Origin of the sequence: Streptomyces sp. Edi4 (assembly GCF_040253615.1) — a bacterium.
GTDB lineage: Bacteria > Actinomycetota > Actinomycetes > Streptomycetales > Streptomycetaceae > Streptomyces.
Window position 1 is genome coordinate 4,685,853 of the sequence record NZ_JBEJGY010000004.1, and the last position, 19,157, is coordinate 4,705,009.

General features: G+C 73.3%; 20 protein-coding genes. 15 read left to right on the forward strand and 5 right to left on the reverse strand.

Annotated elements, in window-relative coordinates; translation table 11 throughout:
- Nucleotides 1-407: 407 nt before the first annotated feature.
- Complete coding sequence (locus tag ABR738_RS23295; RefSeq protein WP_350231919.1) at nt 408-1,463, forward strand: PhlD; 1,056 nt, start codon at nt 408-410, stop codon at nt 1,461-1,463.
- An 85-nt stretch (nt 1,464-1,548) separates the two neighbouring features.
- Here the strand turns inward: ABR738_RS23295 and ABR738_RS23300 are convergent, their stop codons facing one another.
- Nucleotides 1,549-2,691: an NADH-quinone oxidoreductase subunit D gene (locus tag ABR738_RS23300; RefSeq protein ID WP_350231920.1), complete on the reverse strand. Its 1,143-nt coding sequence runs from the start codon at nt 2,689-2,691 to the stop codon at nt 1,549-1,551.
- Between the two features lie 35 nt (nt 2,692-2,726).
- Complete coding sequence (locus ABR738_RS23305) at nt 2,727-3,752, reverse strand: SAM-dependent methyltransferase (protein ID WP_350231921.1); 1,026 nt, start codon at nt 3,750-3,752, stop codon at nt 2,727-2,729.
- A 95-nt stretch (nt 3,753-3,847) separates the two neighbouring features.
- Here ABR738_RS23305 and ABR738_RS23310 point away from each other — a divergent pair, with 95 nt between their 5' ends.
- The 3 genes from ABR738_RS23310 to ABR738_RS23320 all read left to right on the forward strand — a co-directional run bounded on the left by ABR738_RS23310 (nt 3,848) and on the right by ABR738_RS23320 (nt 6,975).
- Nucleotides 3,848-5,056: a sensor histidine kinase gene (locus ABR738_RS23310; protein ID WP_350231922.1), complete on the forward strand. Its 1,209-nt coding sequence runs from the start codon at nt 3,848-3,850 to the stop codon at nt 5,054-5,056.
- A 143-nt stretch (nt 5,057-5,199) separates the two neighbouring features.
- On the forward strand, nt 5,200-5,871 hold the full coding sequence (locus tag ABR738_RS23315; RefSeq protein ID WP_350231923.1) for a response regulator transcription factor: 672 nt from the start codon (nt 5,200-5,202) through the stop codon (nt 5,869-5,871).
- A gap of 129 nt (nt 5,872-6,000) precedes the next feature.
- Nucleotides 6,001-6,975 carry a quinone oxidoreductase family protein gene (locus ABR738_RS23320; RefSeq protein WP_350231924.1) on the forward strand — a complete coding sequence of 325 codons (975 nt, stop codon included), beginning with the start codon at nt 6,001-6,003 and terminating at the stop codon, nt 6,973-6,975.
- 20 nt (nt 6,976-6,995) lie between these two features.
- On the opposite strand, the gene ABR738_RS23325 is transcribed toward ABR738_RS23320, so the two are convergent.
- Complete coding sequence (locus tag ABR738_RS23325; RefSeq protein WP_350234697.1) at nt 6,996-8,105, reverse strand: DUF5937 family protein; 1,110 nt, start codon at nt 8,103-8,105, stop codon at nt 6,996-6,998.
- 145 nt (nt 8,106-8,250) lie between these two features.
- Between ABR738_RS23325 and ABR738_RS23330 the strand changes: the two genes are divergently transcribed.
- On the forward strand, nt 8,251-8,487 hold the full coding sequence (locus ABR738_RS23330; RefSeq protein ID WP_350231925.1) for a hypothetical protein: 237 nt from the start codon (nt 8,251-8,253) through the stop codon (nt 8,485-8,487).
- A 78-nt stretch (nt 8,488-8,565) separates the two neighbouring features.
- On the opposite strand, the gene ABR738_RS23335 is transcribed toward ABR738_RS23330, so the two are convergent.
- The gene (locus tag ABR738_RS23335) at nt 8,566-9,768 is read right to left on the reverse strand and encodes a threonine aldolase family protein (RefSeq protein ID WP_350231926.1); all 1,203 of its coding nucleotides are present in this window, start codon (nt 9,766-9,768) and stop codon (nt 8,566-8,568) included.
- 131 nt (nt 9,769-9,899) lie between these two features.
- Here ABR738_RS23335 and ABR738_RS23340 point away from each other — a divergent pair, with 131 nt between their 5' ends.
- From ABR738_RS23340 to ABR738_RS23385, 10 genes are all read left to right on the forward strand, one after another.
- The gene (locus tag ABR738_RS23340) at nt 9,900-10,823 is read left to right on the forward strand and encodes a Rossmann-like and DUF2520 domain-containing protein (RefSeq protein ID WP_350231927.1); all 924 of its coding nucleotides are present in this window, start codon (nt 9,900-9,902) and stop codon (nt 10,821-10,823) included.
- Complete coding sequence (gene panC / locus ABR738_RS23345) at nt 10,820-11,842, forward strand: pantoate--beta-alanine ligase (protein ID WP_350231928.1); 1,023 nt, start codon at nt 10,820-10,822, stop codon at nt 11,840-11,842. The genes ABR738_RS23340 and panC overlap by 4 nt, the downstream gene beginning before the upstream one ends.
- Nucleotides 11,839-13,584, forward strand: coding sequence for an L-aspartate oxidase (locus ABR738_RS23350; protein WP_350231929.1), 1,746 nt, complete (start codon nt 11,839-11,841; stop codon nt 13,582-13,584). The genes panC and ABR738_RS23350 overlap by 4 nt, the downstream gene beginning before the upstream one ends.
- Nucleotides 13,581-14,603 (forward strand): carboxylating nicotinate-nucleotide diphosphorylase, encoded by a 1,023-nt coding sequence (nadC, locus tag ABR738_RS23355; protein WP_350231930.1) that lies wholly within the window; start codon nt 13,581-13,583, stop codon nt 14,601-14,603. Before ABR738_RS23350 ends, nadC begins: the two co-directional genes overlap by 4 nt.
- A complete protein-coding gene (locus ABR738_RS23360) occupies nt 14,603-15,409 on the forward strand; it encodes a type III pantothenate kinase (RefSeq protein ID WP_350231931.1) in 807 nt (268 codons plus the stop codon). Before nadC ends, ABR738_RS23360 begins: the two co-directional genes overlap by 1 nt.
- 633 nt (nt 15,410-16,042) lie before the next feature.
- Nucleotides 16,043-16,630 (forward strand): hypothetical protein, encoded by a 588-nt coding sequence (locus ABR738_RS23365; protein ID WP_350234698.1) that lies wholly within the window; start codon nt 16,043-16,045, stop codon nt 16,628-16,630.
- A gap of 13 nt (nt 16,631-16,643) precedes the next feature.
- Nucleotides 16,644-16,817: a hypothetical protein gene (locus ABR738_RS23370; RefSeq protein WP_267058684.1), complete on the forward strand. Its 174-nt coding sequence runs from the start codon at nt 16,644-16,646 to the stop codon at nt 16,815-16,817.
- Between the two features lie 125 nt (nt 16,818-16,942).
- Nucleotides 16,943-17,383 (forward strand): BlaI/MecI/CopY family transcriptional regulator, encoded by a 441-nt coding sequence (locus ABR738_RS23375; protein ID WP_350231932.1) that lies wholly within the window; start codon nt 16,943-16,945, stop codon nt 17,381-17,383.
- A gap of 9 nt (nt 17,384-17,392) precedes the next feature.
- Nucleotides 17,393-17,923 carry an amino-acid N-acetyltransferase gene (locus ABR738_RS23380; protein ID WP_350231933.1) on the forward strand — a complete coding sequence of 177 codons (531 nt, stop codon included), beginning with the start codon at nt 17,393-17,395 and terminating at the stop codon, nt 17,921-17,923.
- A gap of 153 nt (nt 17,924-18,076) precedes the next feature.
- Nucleotides 18,077-18,418: a histone-like nucleoid-structuring protein Lsr2 gene (locus ABR738_RS23385; protein ID WP_350231934.1), complete on the forward strand. Its 342-nt coding sequence runs from the start codon at nt 18,077-18,079 to the stop codon at nt 18,416-18,418.
- On the opposite strand, the gene ABR738_RS23390 is transcribed toward ABR738_RS23385, so the two are convergent.
- On the reverse strand, nt 18,397-19,032 hold the full coding sequence (locus tag ABR738_RS23390) for an SCO3374 family protein (protein WP_350231935.1): 636 nt from the start codon (nt 19,030-19,032) through the stop codon (nt 18,397-18,399). The genes ABR738_RS23385 and ABR738_RS23390 overlap by 22 nt on opposite strands.
- Nucleotides 19,033-19,157 lie beyond the last annotated feature (125 nt).

The following is a 19,157-nucleotide window of genomic DNA, read 5'->3' on the forward strand; positions in this document are numbered from 1 at the left end:
GCAGGGGTCTGCGTCCGGCGCCGGGGCCGCTGTCGGCGGGTGTCGGTACCGGACGCAGAGTCCGGATGCGCGGGGCAGCCGGCATCCGGGCGGGCTCCCTCCCCCCGAGCGGGCCCGCGGCACCATGGTGTTCAAGCGTCCGCCGACTTACCAGGGGGCACGGGTGCAGAGCATGGCCACGGCCGCCGTTCCGCGCTCCGTGGCCGCCCCCGGTGACCGCCCCCGCTACGGGTGACGCTCCCCCCCAAGCGTCGGGGGCCCTCCTGTGCGCCCCACCGCACCGCATTTGACAAGCACCTGACATACCGTCACTTCAGTTGACCCACTTTTGACTTTTCCGGGATCAATTCAGGCCAGCTGACGTACGTTGATGATCCGCCCTTTTCGATTCTCGAGGGAGATCGTCCGTGCCCGCTCACATAGCCCCTCCCTGTGTCGTCCTGCCGGGGCATGCTGTGACCACCGACGAGATCTTCGCCGACATCCGGCAGGCCCACGCCGGTCTGCCGCGCCTGGAGGCGATGTTGCGGATCGCCGGGGCCACCACGGTGCGCACCCGCTACTTCACCCGCCCCCTGAACGCGCCGACGGTGGCCGGAAACGCATTGCTGGAGGAGCGCAACCGGGCCGCGTACGCAGACGCGTCGGCCCTCGCGGCCGACGCGGCGCGGGGGGCCCTCGCGAGGGCGGAACTGCGGCCCGAGGACGTGGATGCCCTCGTCACGAGCCACACCACATCGTGGACCGTGCCCTCGCTGGACGTCCATCTGATCGGCGTGCTCGGCCTGCGGCCCGATGTGCGCCGCCACCCCCTGGGTACGGCGGGCTGCGTGGGCGGCGCCCAGGGCGTGGTCCGCGCCAGCCAGGACATCGCCGCCAACCCCGGCGCCAACGTCCTGGTCGTCACCTCGGAATGCCTGTCGGCCGCCACGTACAACCACGAGGACAGCAGTCTCGAATCCATGGTCTACAAGGTGCTGTTCGGGGACGGCGCGGCCGCCGCCGTCGTCTCGGGGCGCCCCGCGTGGGACGGGCCGGCCTTCGTCGTGGCGGACACCTTCGAGTACCTGCTGCCCGACAGCGCGGAGCGCTACCGGGGGCGGCTGAGCGGCGCAGGGCTGCACTTCGACTCCACGCGGGCGGCCACCGACTCCTTCAACGACAGTCTCCCGGCCCTGCGCGCCTGGCTCCGCCCCCAGGAGGCCCCGCTGGACTTCGCGGTGGTCCACCCCGGCGGCCCGCGCATCCTCGACGACGCGGCCGCCGGCCTCGGCCTCGAAGAGAAGGCGCTGCGGCACGCCTGGGACAGCCTCGCCGGCAACGGAAACCTCGGCGGCTCGGCGGTCCTGGACGTCCTGTCCCGTACGTTCGAGGACCCGCCGGCCGACGGCGCGAGGGGCCTGCTCATCGGGTTCGGTCCGGGTTTCGTCCTGGCGGCGGCACGCGGCCACTGGTCCTCGTGAACCGTCGGCGGCGAACAGGCCCGGCCGGCGGGCGACTTCGGCTACGCGCGGACCACTTCGCTCACTTCGCGGTCATTTGTCGATGTCACTTGTCGATGTCGCCCACGACGAAGAACAGCGACCCGAGGATGGCCACCATGTCGGCCACCAGCGTCCCCGGCAGCAGCACCGCCAGGGCCTGGATGTTGTTGTACGAGGCCGAACGCAGCTTCAGCCGGTACGGGGTCTTCTCGCCCTTGCTGACGAGGTAGTAGCCGTTGATGCCGAGCGGGTTCTCGGTCCAGGCGTACGTCTGGCCCTCGGGCGCCTTGAGCACCTTGGGCAGCCGCTGGTTGATGGGCCCGGGCGGGAGCTCGGCCAGCGTATCCAGGCACGCGTCCGCCAGGTCGAGCGCGTTGTGCGTCTGCTCCAGCAGGCACTCGAAGCGCGCGAGGCAGTCGCCCTCGGTTCGGGTGACGACCTTCAGGGTGTCCTGGAGCTGCCCATAGGCGAGGTAGGGCTCGTCGCGGCGCAGGTCGAAATCGACGCCGGAGGCGCGGGCGATGGGTCCGCTCACGCCGTACGCGTGCACGGCCTCGGCCGACAACGCGCCCACCCCGCGCGTGCGTCCGCGGAAGATCTCGTTGCCGAGGACGAGGCGGTCGTACACGTCCATGCGGGAGCGCACCGAGGCGACGGCGTGGCGCACCCGGCCGAGCCAGCCGAGCGGCAGGTCCTCCTTGAGGCCGCCGACGCGGTTGAACATGTAGTGCATGCGGCCGCCGGAGACCTCCTCCATCACCGTCTGCAACTCCTCGCGTTCGCGGAACGCGTGGAAGATGGGGGTGATGCCGCCGAGCTCCAGCGGGTAGGAGCCGAGGAACATCAGGTGGTTGAGGACCCGGTTCAGCTCGGCGAGCAGCGTGCGGGTCCACACGGCGCGCTCGGGGACCTCCATGCCGAGCATCCGCTCCACCGCCATGACGACGCCGAGTTCGTTGGAGAACGCGGAGAGCCAGTCGTGGCGGTTGGCCAGCATCACGATCTGGCGGTAGTCGCGCGCCTCGAACAGCTTCTCCGCGCCGCGGTGCATGTAGCCGATGACCGGCTCGGCCCGCTGGATCCGCTCGCCGTCGAGGACGAGCTTCAGGCGCAGCACTCCGTGGGTGGAGGGGTGCTGGGGGCCGATGTTGAGCACCATGTCGGTGCTTTCCGCCCCGCCGCCGATGCCGACCGTGGTCTCCGTCATGCGCCCCAGTATCCCCGACCCCGGCGGGCGGGTGCTCAGACGCGTTGGCGCAGCCACAGGAAGTCGCCGAGCCCGCCTCGCGAGGTCAGCTCGGCGGCCTCACCCGCCCGGGCCAGCGCCCGCACGTACGCCGCCGGGTCCGACGTCGCGAGGGACAGCGGGGGCCGCCCGCCCGAGACGCCGAGGCCGGCCAGGGCCTCCCGCTGCGTCACCAGCTCCGCCCCCGGCAGCGCGCAGGCGTCCAGCGCGACATGCGCGGTGATGTCGCACGACCCGTCCGGCACGGGCGCGACCTCCCGCCCGCCCCAAAACCCGCTCAGCGTCCCGAACGGCGGCCTGGTCTGCCGCGTATGCGCGTAGTCGACCGCCACCGCGAGCCCCGCCTCCAGGGCGCCGACCGCACCCGCCCACGCCCGGTCCCGAGGCCATCCGATCTCGGCGCGCGCACCCGGCTCGCTCAGCGGCCACCAGCGCGCGAGCCACGCCGCGTCCGCGCCCGACACTGGCTCACCCAGCACCTCCGTGCCGTCGGGGCGTACGAGGACGAGCCTGGCCACCCCGTCCTCGTCGGCCTCCGCCACGTCCACGGCCACGTTGTCCAGCCACTCGTTGGCGAACAGCAGGCCCCGTACGCGCCCGGGCACGGCGGCGCGCCACTCGACGCGCTCGTCGAGCCCGGCCGGACGCGCCGCCCGTTCGACGGCGTACGCGCGCACGGGGAAGTCTTCGGGCAGCGCGGCCAGCACCCCGGTCAGCAGCTCCCCGCGCCCGGCGCCGACGTCGACCAGGTCGACGGGGCCAGGGCCGAGCCGGGCCGCGACCTCCGTGAGGAGGCGGGCGACGGCTCCGGCGAAGAGCGGCGAGGCGTGCACCGAGGTGCGGAAGTGCCCGGCGGGGCCCTCGGGCCGCAGATAGAACCCGCCCTCGCCGTAGAGCGCCCGCTCGGTCGCCTCCCGCCATCCGACGAGCCCCGGCCCGAGGAGCCCCGGCCCGAGGAGCCCCGGCCTGAGGAGCCCGGAGCCAGAGCCTTCGGGGGAGTGCTGACACGTCTCATCCGTCACGGGGCCAGTCTCCACCTTGCGGAGTACGCCGACGGAGCCAGGATCGCCCCGGCGGTTGACCCCTGCACCTATCCGGCTTCCCTACGCTGGGTTACGTGCAACGCCTCTACGATTTCATCCGCAGACACCCGACCGGGGTCGACACCTTCTGGGCCGTCATCCTGTTCGGGTTCTCCTGCCTCCAGATCGTGGCGGCGGCGGAGAGCACCCGGCAGGCGGCCGCGGCCATCCAGATCGCGCTCGCGGCCGGTATGGCCACCGCCGTGGCGCTGCGCCGCAGGGTTCCCGAGCGGATGCTGCTCCTGGTGATCGCCCTGGGCGTGGGCCAGCTCGCGCTGAACGTGCCGCCCCAGGTCCAGGACTTCGCGATGCTGGTCATCGTCTACACGGTGGCGTCGGCGGGCCGGCGCTGGGCCTCACGGGTGGCGCTCGTGGCGACGCTGTGCGCGGCGCCGCTCGCCCATGTGCGCTGGATGCAGACGGGGGACGCGAACAGCGGGCCGGAGAAGGTGTTCTTCGTCATCATCATGACCGTCCCCTTCGTCCTCGCGTGGGTGCTCGGAGACTCGATGCGCACGCGCAAGGCGTACTTCGCGCAGCTGGAGGAGCGGGCCTCGCGCCTGGAGCGGGAGCGGGAGGCGCAGGCCAAGGTCGCGGTCGCCGCCGAGCGGGCCCGGATCGCCCGCGAGCTGCACGACGTGGTGGCGCACAACGTGTCGGTGATGGTGGTGCAGGCCGACGGCGCGGCGTACGTGATGGACACCTCGCCCGACCAGGCGAGGACGGCCCTTGAGACGATCTCGATGACCGGGCGCCAGGCGCTCGCCGAGATGCGCCGGCTGCTCGGTGTGCTGCGGACGGGCGAGCACGAGGAGGCGGGGGAGTACGTGCCGCAGCCGGACGTGCGCCAGATCGAGGACCTGGTCGAGACGGTCAGGGGTGCCGGCCTCACCGTCGACTTCAAGGTCGAGGGCACCCCGCGCGCCCTGCCCAGCGGTGTCGAGCTCACGGCGTACCGCATCGTGCAGGAGGCCCTGACCAACACCCGCAAGCACGGCGGCCCCGACGCGGGGGCGAGCGTGCGGCTGGTCTACTTCGACGACGGGCTCGGCCTTCTGGTCGAGGACGACGGCAGGGGAGCGGCCCACGAGATGTATGAGGACGGCGGCGCGGACGGCCAGGGCCACGGCCTGATCGGCATGCGGGAGCGGATCGGCATGGTGGGCGGCACTCTCGACGCGGGCCCGCGCCCCGGCGGCGGCTTCCGCATCAGCGCCCTGCTGCCGCTGAAACCGGCCCGCTGATGGCCCGGCCACGAGCCGCCCGGGCCACGAGCACCCCGGCCGCGCCCGCGCGCCCGGCGGGCCCCGGCGCCCGCGACTTTCTGTACGGCTCGTACGGCAATGACGTACGTGATGGTTCGGTACGGCGTGATGGAGAGGGAACGATGACGATCCGCGTGATGCTCGTCGACGACCAGGTGCTGCTGCGCACCGGGTTCCGGATGGTGCTCGCCGCCCAGCCGGACATGGAGGTCGTCGCGGAGGCGGGCGACGGCGCGGAGGCGATCGACATCCTGCGCGCGTCCGCCGTGGACGTGGTCCTGATGGATGTGCGCATGCCGAGGCTGGACGGGGTGGAGGCGACCCGGCGCATCTGCGAGCAGCCGAACCCGCCGAAGGTGCTGATCCTGACCACCTTCGACCTCGACGAGTACGCCTTCTCCGGCCTGAAGGCGGGCGCCAGCGGGTTCATGCTGAAGGATGTGCCGCCCGCCGAACTGCTCGCCGCCATCCGCTCGGTGCACAGCGGCGACGCGGTGGTCGCGCCGTCCACCACCCGGCGGCTGCTCGACCGGTTCGCCCCGATGCTCCCCGCGAGCGGCAAGGAGCCGGAGCACAAGCAGCTGGGCAGGCTCACCGACCGCGAGCGCGAGGTCATGCTCCTGGTGGCCCAGGGGCTGTCCAACGGGGAGATCGCCGCGCGCCTGGTCCTGTCGGAGGCCACGGTCAAGACACATGTGGGCCGCATCCTGACCAAGCTGGGGCTGCGCGACCGCGTCCAGGTGGTGGTCCTGGCGTACGAGACGGGTCTGGTCCGGGCGGGCGGCTCCGCCTGAACCACCCTTACGCCGCCGCCTGTTGGCATAGTACGACGAGCGTCGTACTATCGTCGCGTACGGAACCATGCGGCGTGGCCCGGCCAATGTGACCGAGCCGGCGCGGCCGAGCCAGGGGGAAGTGGCGTCATGCGTGCGATCAGGTTCGACGAGTTCGGCGGTCCCGAGGTGCTGCGGCTCGTGGAGGCGAAGGTGCCGGAGCCGGGGCCGGGCGAGGTGAGCGTCGACGTCGCGTACGTCGGCGTCAACTTCGCGGATCTCAAGGCGCGTTCGGCGGGGTACCGGGTGGGCTCGCTGCCCTTCGTGCCCGGGCTCGAACTCTCCGGGCGCGTGCGGGCCGTCGGCGACGGGGTGGCGGGGATCGCGGTCGGCCAGGAGGTCGCCGCGATGACCGAGGGCGGCGCCTACGCGGACGTGGCCGTCGCCCCGGCCGCCACCGTCTTCTCGCTGCCCGCCGGGATGAGCCTGCGCACCGCCGCGACCCTGCCCACCGTGCTGCCCACCGCGCACGCCCTGATCCACGAGGTGGGCCGGCTGCAACCGGGCGAGAGCGTCCTGGTGCAGGGCGCCGCGGGGGGAGTCGGCACCGTCGCCGGGCAGCTCGCCCGGCTCGCCGGGGCCGGCGCGGTCTACGGGGTGGTCTCCAGCCAGGCCAAGGCGGAGTACGCCCGCGCGCACGGCTATGACGACGCCTTCCTGACCGACACCTTCGCGACGGACGTCCTGCGCGCCACCGGCGGCCGGGGCGTGGACCTGGTGCTCGACCCCGTCGGCGGCGAGACCCTGCGCCACGGCCTCGAAGCGCTCGCCCTGTTCGGCCGTCTCGTCTCGTACGGCAACGCGAGCGGCGACGCGGCCTGGCAGGTGGGCCAGAACGAGCTGTATCCACGCGCCCGTTCGGTGTCCGGCTTCTCCATCCTGGGCCTGGCGGCCGACGACCCCGCCGCCCTGCGCGCGATCGCGGACCGCGCCCTGTCCCTCGCCATCGGCGGGGAGGTGGAGCTGCCGGTCACCGCCGAGTTCGCCCTCGAAGAGGCCGCCTCCGCCCACCGGTTGATGGAGAGCCGGACATCGACGGGGAAGCTCCTGCTGAAGGCCGGCTGAGGAGCCGCCCGGCCGGGGCGCTAGCGCAGCACCCCCTCCAGGAAGTCGCTGCCCAGGCGGGCCACCACCGTCAGGTCCAGCTGGTGCAGCACATAGCGGCCCCGGCGCCGGGTGGTGAGGAGGCCGGCCCGCTTCAGGACGGCCAGATGGCGGGAGACCTCGGGTGCGGTGATCCCGTGCTGTTCGGCGAGCTCTCCCGTGGTGTTGGGCGAGCGCGCCAGGTTGCGGCACAGGCGCATCCGCATCGGGTGCGCGAGGGCTTCCATGCGCAGCTTGAGCAGGTCCACCGAGGCGGGCGACGGCAGTTCGGGCCCGTGCACCGGGTAGTGGATCACCGGCCGCCAGCCCGGCGCGTGCAGCACCATCAGATGGGGCCAGCCGAACGACGTGGGTACGAAGGTGAGCCCGGCGCCGGGCTCGGGGTCGGTGGCGGTGGTGTGGCCCTCGGACAGCTTGTCCACCTCGATGCGGGTGCCGCTCGCATCGAGGCTGAGGGCCGCCGACACCGCGTGCACGGCCTCGTCGAGCCCCTTGCGGCGCAGCAGCTCCGCCTTGTGCCGTGCGTCGGCGGCCAGTTGGACCCGGATCCGCTGCCAGGTGTCCGCGAAGAACGCCTGGTCGCAGTCCTCCAGGAGACGCCGCAGCCAGGCCCGCACGGAACCGGGATCGTCCAGCAGCCGGCGCGTGAAGTCCACCTGCCGAGGGCCCCGGTTGGCCGCGAGCTCAAGGGCGCGCGTCCGCATCGCCGGGTCGCACAGCGGCGAGGGCGTCTTCACGCTGTACAGGTTGCAGGTGATCTCCAGGGCGGCGGAGGTGAACCGCTCGTCGGACAGCCGGTCGAGCAGGTCCAGGTCCTCGGCGAGCGTCGAGCCGGGGGTGCCGCCCTGGCCGGGTATGCCCGCGAAGGGCATGAACACGTCGGAGAAGGTGTGCCGCCACAGGAACTCCGCCTCGTGCAGCCGGTCGGCGAGGTCGGGCGGCAGCGCGGCCGCGGTCGCGGTGGCCCAGCCGTGCAGACCGGGGTGGTGGCCGGGCTCGGAGAGCGCGTGCAGGGCCAGGCCCAGCTCGGCCAGCGGGGAGACCGCGAAGCCGATGCGTTCGGGCGCCAGGCCCGTGATGTCGATGGTCACGCTCATGCGCCCATGGTGCACCGGACCACTGACAGCGCCTTCGTCGATTGACGCTCCTGGTCAATCCGGCGCCCGCACCGCGCGCCGTTTGACGGCGCCCGTCAATCGGCGCGACAGGAGGCCCGGGCGGGCGCACCGTTGAGGCATGGACGCGATGCAGCAGCACATGATCGACGCCTACCGCGCGGCCCGGCTCGGGGAGCCCGCCCCGCCGCTCCCCGGCACCCACGACGTGGCGGTCCTCAAGGAGTTGCGGGACTACCGCCGCTTCGAGGCGGTCCTCGCGGGCCGGCTCGCCACCGGGCGGCTACGGGCGGCCCTGGCCCATCTGTTCGCCCCGCCACGCCCTGGCGGGCACCGCAGCCCGCCCGCCTGCCGCTGAGCGGGCGCGGCGGGTGCGGGTGCGGCGGGCGCGGCGGGCGCGGTCACCGGCCGTCCGCGTCCGGCCCCGCCCCGCTGCTCACACGATCCGGCGTACGAAGTCCGCCACGGCCGCGCGCACGTCCTCGGCGGTCCACTCCAGACCCGGCGCGTTGACCGTGACCTCCGTGAAGGAGAGCCCGGGCGGGCCGGCCGGCGCCGCGAACCAGCGCCGGAACAGGCACACCCCGCTCTCCTCGGTCTGCCGGAGCGCGGCCGCGCTCAGCACGTCGGCGTCGTAGGGCAGCCACACCTGGAACTCATGGGTGTGCGGCACCTCGGGGTTGACCCGGAACCACGCCACGCCGGCCTCGGTGAAGCCCTCCGCGAGCGCCTTGGCCACGATCTTGGCGTGCGCCACGTACGACGGCAGTTCGGGCAGCACCCGGCGCAGGCCGGACAGGGCCGCGAAGGCGGCGGGGAACTGCTGGAAGATCTGGCCGCCGTAGCGGTGGCGCCAGGTGCGCGCCTGGGCGATCAGCGACTCCGGGCCCGCGAGGACCGCGCCGGAGAGGCCGCCGAGCGACTTGTAGAACGAGACGTAGACGCTGTCCGCGAGGCTCGCGATCTCGCTGAGCGGGCGCCCGAAGTGGGTGGCCGTCTCCCAGATCCTGGCGCCGTCGAAGTGCACCACCGCGTCCCGCTCGCGGGCCGCGTCGACCACGGCCACCAGCTCCTGCCAGGTGGGGAGCACAAACCCGGCGTCGCGCAGCGGGAGCTCCAGCATCAGGATGCCGAAGGGCTCGTCGAAGCCGCGTATCTCCGCCGCGTCCGGCAGCCTCGGCGCATCGGTCGGATGCACCGTACGCAACCCGCTGACCTGGCTGAACGCGTCGCGCTCATGGATTTCGGGGTGGGACATGGGGTGCAGGGCGACCGTGGGGTCGCCGGTACGGGCCGCCCAGCAGCGCAGCGCGACCTGCTGGGCCATCGTGCCGCTGGGGAAGAAGGCGGCGGCCGGGAAACCGAGTTCCTTGGCGGCGCGGCGCTCCAGCTCGGCCACGGGACCGTCGCCGTAGATGTCGGAGGGCTCGTTCAGGTCGTAGACCTCGCCCGCGTCCGCCACCAGGGCCGTAAGACGCTCCCCGACGCTCTGGTCGACGGCTGAGTCCGCCAGCCTGCGCCGGGCGCCGCGGTGGACGGCGATACGGTGCCTGCGAGCCGCTTCCGGGGTCTGCTCGGGCTGATCGTCCGGGGTGGCGGGGGCCGTGTCGGCCAGAGGGGCGTGTTCGTTTTCTGCCATGGCGCGATGATCGCCCACAGCCTGTGGACAACCAAGGGGGTTTCCGGGGCCTGGGCGTAGCATGACGGGGCCGATTGATTTTGGTTTGGCGTCCGGTACCCCTCGCGGACTGGAACGGAAGGCCCCACCACGTGAACGCACCACCAGAGCACCGTCACGAGAACAGCCCGGCGGACCGCCCCGCCCGCCTCGCCGTGGGCGTCGTCGGCGCGGGCCGGGTCGGTCCCGCGCTCGCCGCCGCGCTCCAGCTCGCGGGCCACCGCCCGGTCGCCGTCTCGGGCGTCTCCGACGCCTCGGTGCGCAGGGCCGCCGCCCTGCTGCCCGACGTGCCGCTGCTCCCGCCCGCCGAGGTCATGGAGCGCGCCGACCTCGTCCTGCTCACCGTCCCCGACGACGCCCTGCCGGGCCTGGTCCAGGGCCTCGCGGAGACCGGCGCGGTCCGGCCCGGGCAGCTCCTGGTGCACACCTCGGGCCGCTTCGGCACGGCCGTCCTCGACCCCGCGCGCCGGGCCGGCGCGCTGCCGCTCGCCCTGCACCCGGCGATGACGTTCACCGGGACCGCCGTGGACGTCCAGCGCCTCGCGGGCTGCTCCTTCGGCGTGACCGCGCCCCAGGAGCTGCGGCTTGCGGCGGAGGCGCTGGTCATCGAGATGGGCGGCGAGCCCGAGTGGATCGAGGAGGAGGCCCGCCCGCTCTACCACGCGGCCCTCGCGCTCGGTGCGAACCACCTGGTCACACTGGTCGCCCAGTCGATGGAGCTGCTGCGCAAGGCCGGTGTCGGCGCCCCCGACCGGATGCTCGGCCCGCTGCTCGGCGCGGCCCTGGACAACGCGCTGCGCTCGGGTGACGCGGCGCTGACCGGCCCGGTCGCGCGCGGCGACGCCGGTACGGTCGCCGCCCACGTGGCGGAGTTGCGCAAGCACGCGCCGGGCACGGTCGCCGGATACCTCGCCATGGCCCGTACGACCGCCGATCGCGCGCTCGCGCACGGACTGCTCAAGCCCGAGCTCGCCCAGGACCTGCTCGGGGTGCTCGCGGAAGGAGATGCCCGATGAACGCGCGGACCGCCCAGGAGGCCGAGTCCGGGGCCACCGCCCTGGTGCGTACGGGCGCCGAGCTCGCGGCCCTTCGCCGGACCGGGCGCCGCGCCGTGGTCATGACCATGGGCGCGCTGCACGAGGGCCACGCCACCTTGATCCGCACCGCGCGCCGGCTGGCGGGCCCCGGGGGCCAGGTCGTGGTCACCGTGTTCGTCAACCCGCTCCAGTTCGGCGCGGGCGAGGACCTTGACCGCTACCCGCGCACCCTGGACGCCGACCGCGCGATCGCCGAACGCGAGGGCGCCGACGCGGTGTTCGCGCCCGGCGTCGAGGAGGTCTACCCCGGCGGCGAGCCCCAGGTGCGCGTCACGGCGGGCCCCATGGGCGAGCTCCTTGAGGGCGCCGCGCGCCCCGGCCACTTCGACGGCATGCTGACCGTCGTCGCCAAGCTGCTCCACCTGACCGCGCCCGACCTCGCCCTGTTCGGCCAGAAGGACGCCCAGCAACTGGCCCTGATCCGGCGGATGGTGCGCGATCTGAACTTCCCGGTGGAGATCGTCGGCGTACCGACGGTGCGGGAGGAGGACGGGCTCGCCCTGTCCAGCCGCAACCGCTACCTCGCGCCCGCCGAGCGCACCGCCGCCCTCGCGCTCTCGCGCGCCCTGTTCGCGGCCCGCGACCGGCTCGCCGCCGAGCACGCCTTGCTCGCGCGGGCCGCCGCCGGCGGCACCGGCCTCGGCAGGGCCGGCGCGCTGACCGCGATGGGCGAGGCCCGCGCCGCCGCCGACGCGCACGCGGTGGCCGCCGCCGCGCCGTCCCCCGCCGCGATCAGGGCCGTCGCCCAGGGCGTGCTCGACGACGCGGCCAAGGCCGAACCCCCGGTCGTCGCCGACTACTTGGCGCTGGTCGACCCGGCGACCTTCCGCGAGGCACCCGAGGGGTTCGCCGGTGAGGCGGTCCTCGCGGTCGCCGCGCGCGTCGGCACCACGCGCCTCATCGACAACATCCCGCTCACGTTCGGAGCACTGGCATGACCACCACCGGCACGACGGGCACCGAGGCGCCCGCCCCAGGTATACGGCTCGACGCGCCCGCCGCGGGCTGGTCCATCGACGCGGACGTCGTGGTCGTCGGCTCCGGCGTCGCGGGCCTGACCGCGGCCCTGCGCTGCACCGCCGCGGGTCTGGCCACGGTCGTCGTCACCAAGGCCCGCCTGGACGACGGTTCCACGCGCTGGGCGCAGGGCGGCATAGCGGCCGCGCTCGGCGAGGGCGACACCCCCGAGCAGCACCTGGACGACACCCTGGTGGCCGGGGTCGGCCTGTGCGACGTGGACGCGGTGCGCCTGCTGGTCACCGAAGGCCCCGGCGCGGTACGGCGGTTGATCGACACCGGCGCCCACTTCGACACCGACGAGTCCGGCGCGATCTCGCTGACCCGTGAGGGCGGCCACCACCGCCGCCGCATCGTGCACGCGGGCGGCGACGCGACGGGCGCGGAGGTCTCCCGCGCGCTCGTCGAGGCGGTCCGCACCCGGGCGGTGCGCACCATCGAGAACGCGCTGGTGCTCGACCTCCTCAAGGACGCCGAAGGACGTACCGCCGGCATCACCCTGCACGTCATGGGGGAGGGCCAGCACGACGGCGTCGGCGCGGTGCGCGCGCCGGCGGTGGTGCTCGCCACCGGTGGCATGGGCCAGGTGTTCGCGGCCACCAGCAACCCGTCGGTGTCCACCGGCGACGGTGTGGCCCTCGCGCTGCGGGCCGGCGCCGAGATCTCCGACCTCGAATTCGTCCAGTTCCACCCCACCGTCCTCTTCCTCGGCGCCGACGCCGAGGGCCAGCAGCCGCTGGTCTCCGAGGCCGTACGCGGCGAGGGCGCCCACCTCGTGGACGCGGCGGGCACCCGCTTCATGCTCGGGCAGCACGAGCTGGCCGAGCTCGCCCCGCGCGACATCGTCGCCAAGGCCATCACCCGCCAGATGCGGGCCCAGGACGCCGAGCACATGTATCTGGACGCCCGCCACTTCGGCGCCGAGATGTGGGAGCACCGCTTCCCCACCATCCTGGCCGCCTGCCGCGCGCACGGCATCGACCCGGTGACCGAGCCCATTCCGGTCGCCCCCGCCGCGCACTACGCCTCCGGCGGCATCCGCACCGACCTGCGCGGCCGCACCACCGTGCCCGGCCTGTACGCGTGCGGCGAGGTCGCCTGCACCGGTGTGCACGGCGCCAACCGGCTCGCCTCCAACTCCCTGCTCGAAGGCCTGGTCTTCGCGGAGAACATCGCGGCGGACATCGTGGCGAACGGCGCCGCCGGATCCACGGGGGCCGCGTCAACTCCCGTACCGGGCACGGCCGTTGACTCCGGCTGGCACGGCGAGCCGGTGCCGCTGCTCGACCCGGCCGCCCGCATCCAGATCCAGCGGACCATGACCAGAGGCGCCGGAGTGCTGCGCTCCGCCGACAGCCTCGCCGAGGCGGCCGTCCGCCTCGAGGCGATCGGCGCCGACGAGCACAAGGCCGCCGTGCCGGGCGTCGAGGCGTGGGAGACCACAAATCTGCTGCTCGTCGCGCGCGTCCTGGTCGCGGCGGCCGCCGCCCGCCCCGAGACCCGCGGCTGCCACTGGCGCGAGGACCGGCCCGACCGCGACGACGCGGACTGGCAGCGCCACCTCGTCGTCCGCCTCACCCCCGAGCGGTCCCTGGACATCCGTCCCACCCCGGCCGCCACCTTCCCCCCGACCCTCGCCACCCCCCTGGAGCCGTCACCGTGAGCACGCCCGAGGAATTTCGTCCCCAGCCGGTGGACGTCCCCCTGATCCAGATCGGTGCGCCCGCCCAGGGCGGCGGCTGCGGCGACGACTGCGGCTGCGGTGGTGACGAGGTGTACGAGTGCGGCCTCGACCCCGCGCTCGCCGCGCTGCTCGCCGAGTCGGGCCTCGACCCCGTCCAGGTCGAGGACATCGCCCACCTCGCCATCGAGGAGGACCTGGACGGCGGCGTCGACGTGACGTCCGCCGCCACCGTCCCGCAGGACGCCGTCGCCACCGGCGACTTCACCGCGCGCGAGGCCGGCACGGTGGCGGGTCTGCGCGTCGCCGAGGCGATCCTGTCGATCGTGTGCACCGAGGAGTTCGAGGTCGAGCGGCACGTCGCCGACGGCGACCGCGTCGAGGCCGGCCAGAAGCTGCTCAGCGTCACCACCCGCACCCGCGACCTGCTGACCGGCGAGCGCAGCGCGCTCAACCTGCTGTGCCGCCTGTCCGGCATCGCCACCGCCACCCGTGCCTGGGCCGACGCCCTTGAGGGCACGGGTGCCAAGGTCCGCGACACCCGCAAGACCACGCCGGGTCTGCGCGCCCTGGAGAAGTACGCGGTGCGCTGCGGCGGCGGCGTCAACCACCGCATGTCCCTGTCGGACGCGGCGCTGGTCAAGGACAACCACGTGGTCGCGGCCGGCGGCGTGGCCGAGGCGTTCAAGGCCGTACGCGACCGCTTCCCGGGTCTCGCCATCGAGGTCGAGGTCGACACCCTGGCGCAGGTCACCGAAGTCCTGGACGCCGGGGCCGACTTGATCCTGCTCGACAACTTCACCCCGGCCGGGACCGCCGAGGCGGTCGACCTGGTCGCGGGCCGCGCGATGCTGGAGTCCTCGGGCCGCCTGACCCTGGCCAACGCCCGGGAGTACGCGGCGACGGGCGTGGACTATCTGGCGGTGGGCGCCCTCACGCACTCCTCGCCGATCCTGGACATCGGCCTGGACCTGCGCGAGGCCGGAGAGGGCTCGGCCTGATGCTGCTCACCATCGACGTCGGCAACACCCACACCGTCCTCGGCCTCTTCGACGGCGAGGAGGTCGTCGAGCACTGGCGCGTCTCCACGGACCCGCGCCGCACCGCCGACGAACTGGCAGTCCTCCTGAACGGCCTGATGGGCACCCACCCCATGCTCGGCGCGGAGCTCGGCGACGGCATCGAGGGCATCGCGATCTGCGCGACCGTCCCCTCCGTCCTGCACGAGCTGCGCGAGGTGACCCGGCGCTACTACGGCGACGTCCCGGCGATCCTGGTGGAGCCGGGCATCAAGACGGGCGTGCCGGTCCTGACCGACCACCCCAAGGAGGTCGGCGCCGACCGCATCGTCAACTCGGTCGCGGCCGTCGAGCTGTACGGCGGCCCCGCGATCGTCGTCGACTTCGGCACGGGCACGACGTTCGACGCGGTGACCGCGCGCGGCGAGTACACGGGCGGCGTGATCGCCCCCGGCATCGAGATCTCGGTCGACGCGCTCGGCCTGCGCGGCGCCCAGCTCCACAAGATCGAGGTGGCCCGGCCCCGGTCGGTGATCGGCAAGAACACCGTCGAGGCCATGCAGTCCGGCATCGTGTACGGGTTCGCGGGCCAGGTGGACGGCGTCGTACGGCGCATGAAGCGCGAACTGGTCGGCCCCGACGGCGACCCGGACGACGTGACGGTGATCGCGACCGGCGGCCTGGCCCCGACGGTGCTGGGCGAGGCCGAAGAGATCGACGAACACGAGCCCTGGCTGACCCTGATCGGCCTACGCCTCGTGTACGAACGCAACGTGCCGCGCTCCTGATCGGACGGGGGCGCCCCCCGTTCGGCCCGGCACGCCGCCCCGGGGACCGGGGCGCCCCCCGTTCGGTCCCCGCAGGCCGGGAGACACCGCCCGCGCCGGACCCCGCGTATGGGACGCCGCGTATCGGGCCCCGCCCATCCGGCCGCGCGCGTCGGACGCCGCGTATCGGGCCCGCCCATCCGGCCGGGCGCATCGGGCCTCCCTGCATCCGGCCGCGCGCGTCGGACGCCGCGTATCGGGCCCGCCCATCCGGCCGGGCGCATCGGGCCCCCGTATCGGGCCTCCGCGTCCGGCCCCGTGTGAGGCCTCCCCGCATCGGGCCCCGAGCATCGGGCCCGGCGTATGAGCCTCCGCATCCGGCCCTCCAGCGGGCCCCTTACATCGGACCCGGCGCGTCGGGCCTCCCCGCATCCGGCCGCGCATCCGGCCGCGCGCATCGGGGCCCGCGTATGGGGCGCCCGCATCCGGCCCCGCGCGTCGGGGCCCGCCCACTCGGCCCCGCCCCCGGCCATGCGTCCACCCCCCGTGGCTGGGCATGTGGGAGACGCGCCCGGTGTCGCACCATTAAGCCGATTTTGTCCCTGTAGCACGTATCGTCACCGCATGCCCACGCCATACGGATCCCGAGGCGGCATGGCGTTCGGCGCGGACGAGCTGCGTGTGCTCCGTCGCGCTCTTGCCATCGCCCTGCACCCCGCCACCGCCCAGGACGAGGACATCCAGGACTGCCTGCGCCTGGCCGGTTCCGTGGACGAGGCCGTCCGCGAGGCCGAGCGGCTGCGGGCCTTCCTGCTGGCCGATCTCGCCCGCTACCGTGACGCGCTTCCCGGCTCGCTGCCCGGCTACACGGAGCTGTTGCAGGACGCCCTGGCGACCGGCTACGACCCCGGGCCCGACGACTTGGCCGCCCTGCGCGCCCTGCGCGCCAACCCGGTCTGCGCGGCCCTCCTCGAGCGCTGCCGGGTGCTGGCGGAACGTTCCGTACGGGCCCGCCTGGCCGGCCGGGCCGCCACCGCGCCCGCCCCGCGCACCCGGCTGCTCACCCTGGTGGGCGACCACGCGGACGACGACAAGCGAGGGGACACCGAGCCACGGCCGAGCGCCCCGGCCCGCCCCGCGCCCGCGAGGCCCCTGCCCGGCCGCCCCGTGCCCAAGCCCTCCGAGGCGTTCCCGCCACGCCGCCGTCCCGTGCCCCCACCGGAGGAACGGCGGGCGGGCTAGCTACTCTGTCCCCATGGACTACGTTTCCGCGCTTCTGCCCCCCGTGGTGATGGCCATCTTCTTCACCGCGCTCGTCGTGACGATCGTGAAGAGCCAGGGCGGTCCCAACAAGGGCAAGGAGGACGCGGCCGTGGACAGCGCGCTCGCGCGCGCCGAGGCCGCCCAGCAGAAGCCCGCAGCCTCCTGACCCCACCGGTCGGGCGGGCCGAGGAGGCCGGGGGCGCACGGGGTATTTCCCGACGTGCGCCCTTTTTGCTGCGTCCGGACTGCAAATAACCAGCCATTCGCGACATCTCCCACTATGGTGCAGATGTGCCCCGTCAATTGGGAGAGCTGGAAGACGCCGTCATGACCCGCGTCTGGCAGTGGAACCGTCCGGTCACCGTCCGGGAAGTCCTCGAAGACCTCCAGCGGGAACGGTCGATCGCCTACACCACGGTCATGACCGTAATGGACAATCTCCATCAGAAGGGCTGGGTCCGCAGGGAAGTCGACGGGCGGGCCTATCGATATACGGCGGTCTCCACACGGGCCGCGTACGCCGCCGCCCTGATGAACGAAGCCTGGTCCCGCAGCGACAACCGGGCGGCCGCGCTCGTCGCCTTCTTCGGCATGATGTCCCCCGAGGAGCGCGAAGCACTCCGCGATGCCGTACGCATGGTGCAGGAGCCGGAACCCGAACAGCCCCGCGAACCAGAACCCGAACAGGGATCCGAAGAGGGCGATGTGTCCGGCGACAGCGCGGGACGATAGCGTCCGGACATGTCTTATCCCGCCGCGAATGCGGTCACCGTCCGCCGGGCCAGGACCGGCGATGTGCGAGCCGTGCGAAGCCTTCTCGACGCGTACGTCGGCGACGGGATCCTGCTCGACAAAGCGACCGTCACGCTTTACGAGTCCATCCAGGAGTTCTGGGTGGCCGAACGGGACTCCGACGCCCGGGTGGTGGGCTGCGGGGCGCTGCACGTGATGTGGGAAGACCTCGCCGAAGTGCGTACTCTCGCGGTGGATCCCGAGTTCCAGGGCTCCGGCATCGGACATCTGGTGCTCGGCAAGCTGCTCCAGACCGCGCGTTGGCTCGGAGTGCGGCGGGTTTTCTGCCTGACGTTCGAAGTCGCCTTCTTCGCCAAGCACGGGTTCACGGAGATCGGGGAGACTCCCGTCGATACCGTGGACACAGATGTCTACAGCGAGCTGCTGCGCTCCTATGACGAGGGCGTCGCGGAGTTCCTCGGTCTCGAACGAGTGAAGCCGAACACCTTGGGCAACACCCGGATGCTTCTGCACCTGTGATCGGGGAAGCGGCGGGAAGCTGTCGGATCCCTATGTCCGAATCGCGTATGTTTCCCGTGGAGCGGGGATCCTGAACCTCTCCTGGGGGTTTGTGTTTTCCCGGCAAAAGCGGTTTCCTTTCCGCGTACTGCATTTTCGATGAAAGGAAATCCGGTGGCACAGAAGGTTCAGGTCCTTCTTGTCGATGACCTCGACGGTGGCGAGGCTGACGAGACGGTGACGTTCGCTCTTGACGGGAAGAGCTTCGAGATCGACCTCACCACCGCCAACGCGGACAAGCTCCGCGGTCTTCTTGAGCCCTACGTGAAGAGCGGCCGGCGCACCGGTGGCCGCGCTGCGGGCGGCCGCGGCAAGACGCGTGGCGCGCTGCTCGGATCCGGCAACCAGAACACCGCCGAGATCCGCAAGTGGGCCAAGGAGCAGGGTTACAACGTGAACGACCGCGGCCGCGTCCCGGCGGAAATCCGTGAGGCCTACGAGAAGCAGAACGGCTGAGTTCCCGCGTTCCCCGCACCACCGGGGGACCGCGTGTGAATCAACCGGGCCCGGTGGCATTCCGTCGCCGCCGCGGCCACGAGGCGCACGAGGCTCAGGCCCGTGGCCAGGCCGCCCGCCGGGGCGGTTCCCGGGCCGCCGCACATGCCCTCCCCGCCGGCGCCACCGCACTGGGCGACCCCGGTGAAGGACGGAAGCCGCGCCTCCACCTCGCACCCCGGCTCGGGGGGCCGCAGCCACACGGCGGCCCCCCGCGAGCCGGAGCGGCCGGGCCGCACGGGGGCGGGAATGCGGCCGCCGGCGCCGATCGCCGTCAGATCGAGGCCGACGCCGCTCCACTCCAGCCAGTCGAGCAGCCCCGGCAGCTCTTCGGCGCTCCCGGCCGCCACCAGCAGCCGCATCCGCCGTCCCGCGAGGGCTACGGGACCGGTGTTCTCGTATCGCTCAAGGACCGCGAATCCCGCGGTGGCCGGCAGTTCGAGTACGTCGAAGCGGAGCCCGGTCAGCAGCTGGACGGGGGGACCGGCCGCGACGGCCCAGCCCAGCTCGCGCTCGTACCACTGCGCGAGCGGACCATCCAGGGGGGCGCGGGGCGCCGGCACGGTGAGGGCCATGCCCGGAGCAACTGGAGAAACGGCGCCGAGTTACGCTTGGTTCCCGTCCGGATGCGCTGCGTCGCCGGATTCGGGGCGCCCGGGGGCTCGGGGAGCCGCAAGGCTGTTCGCCCGTAGCTTAGGGA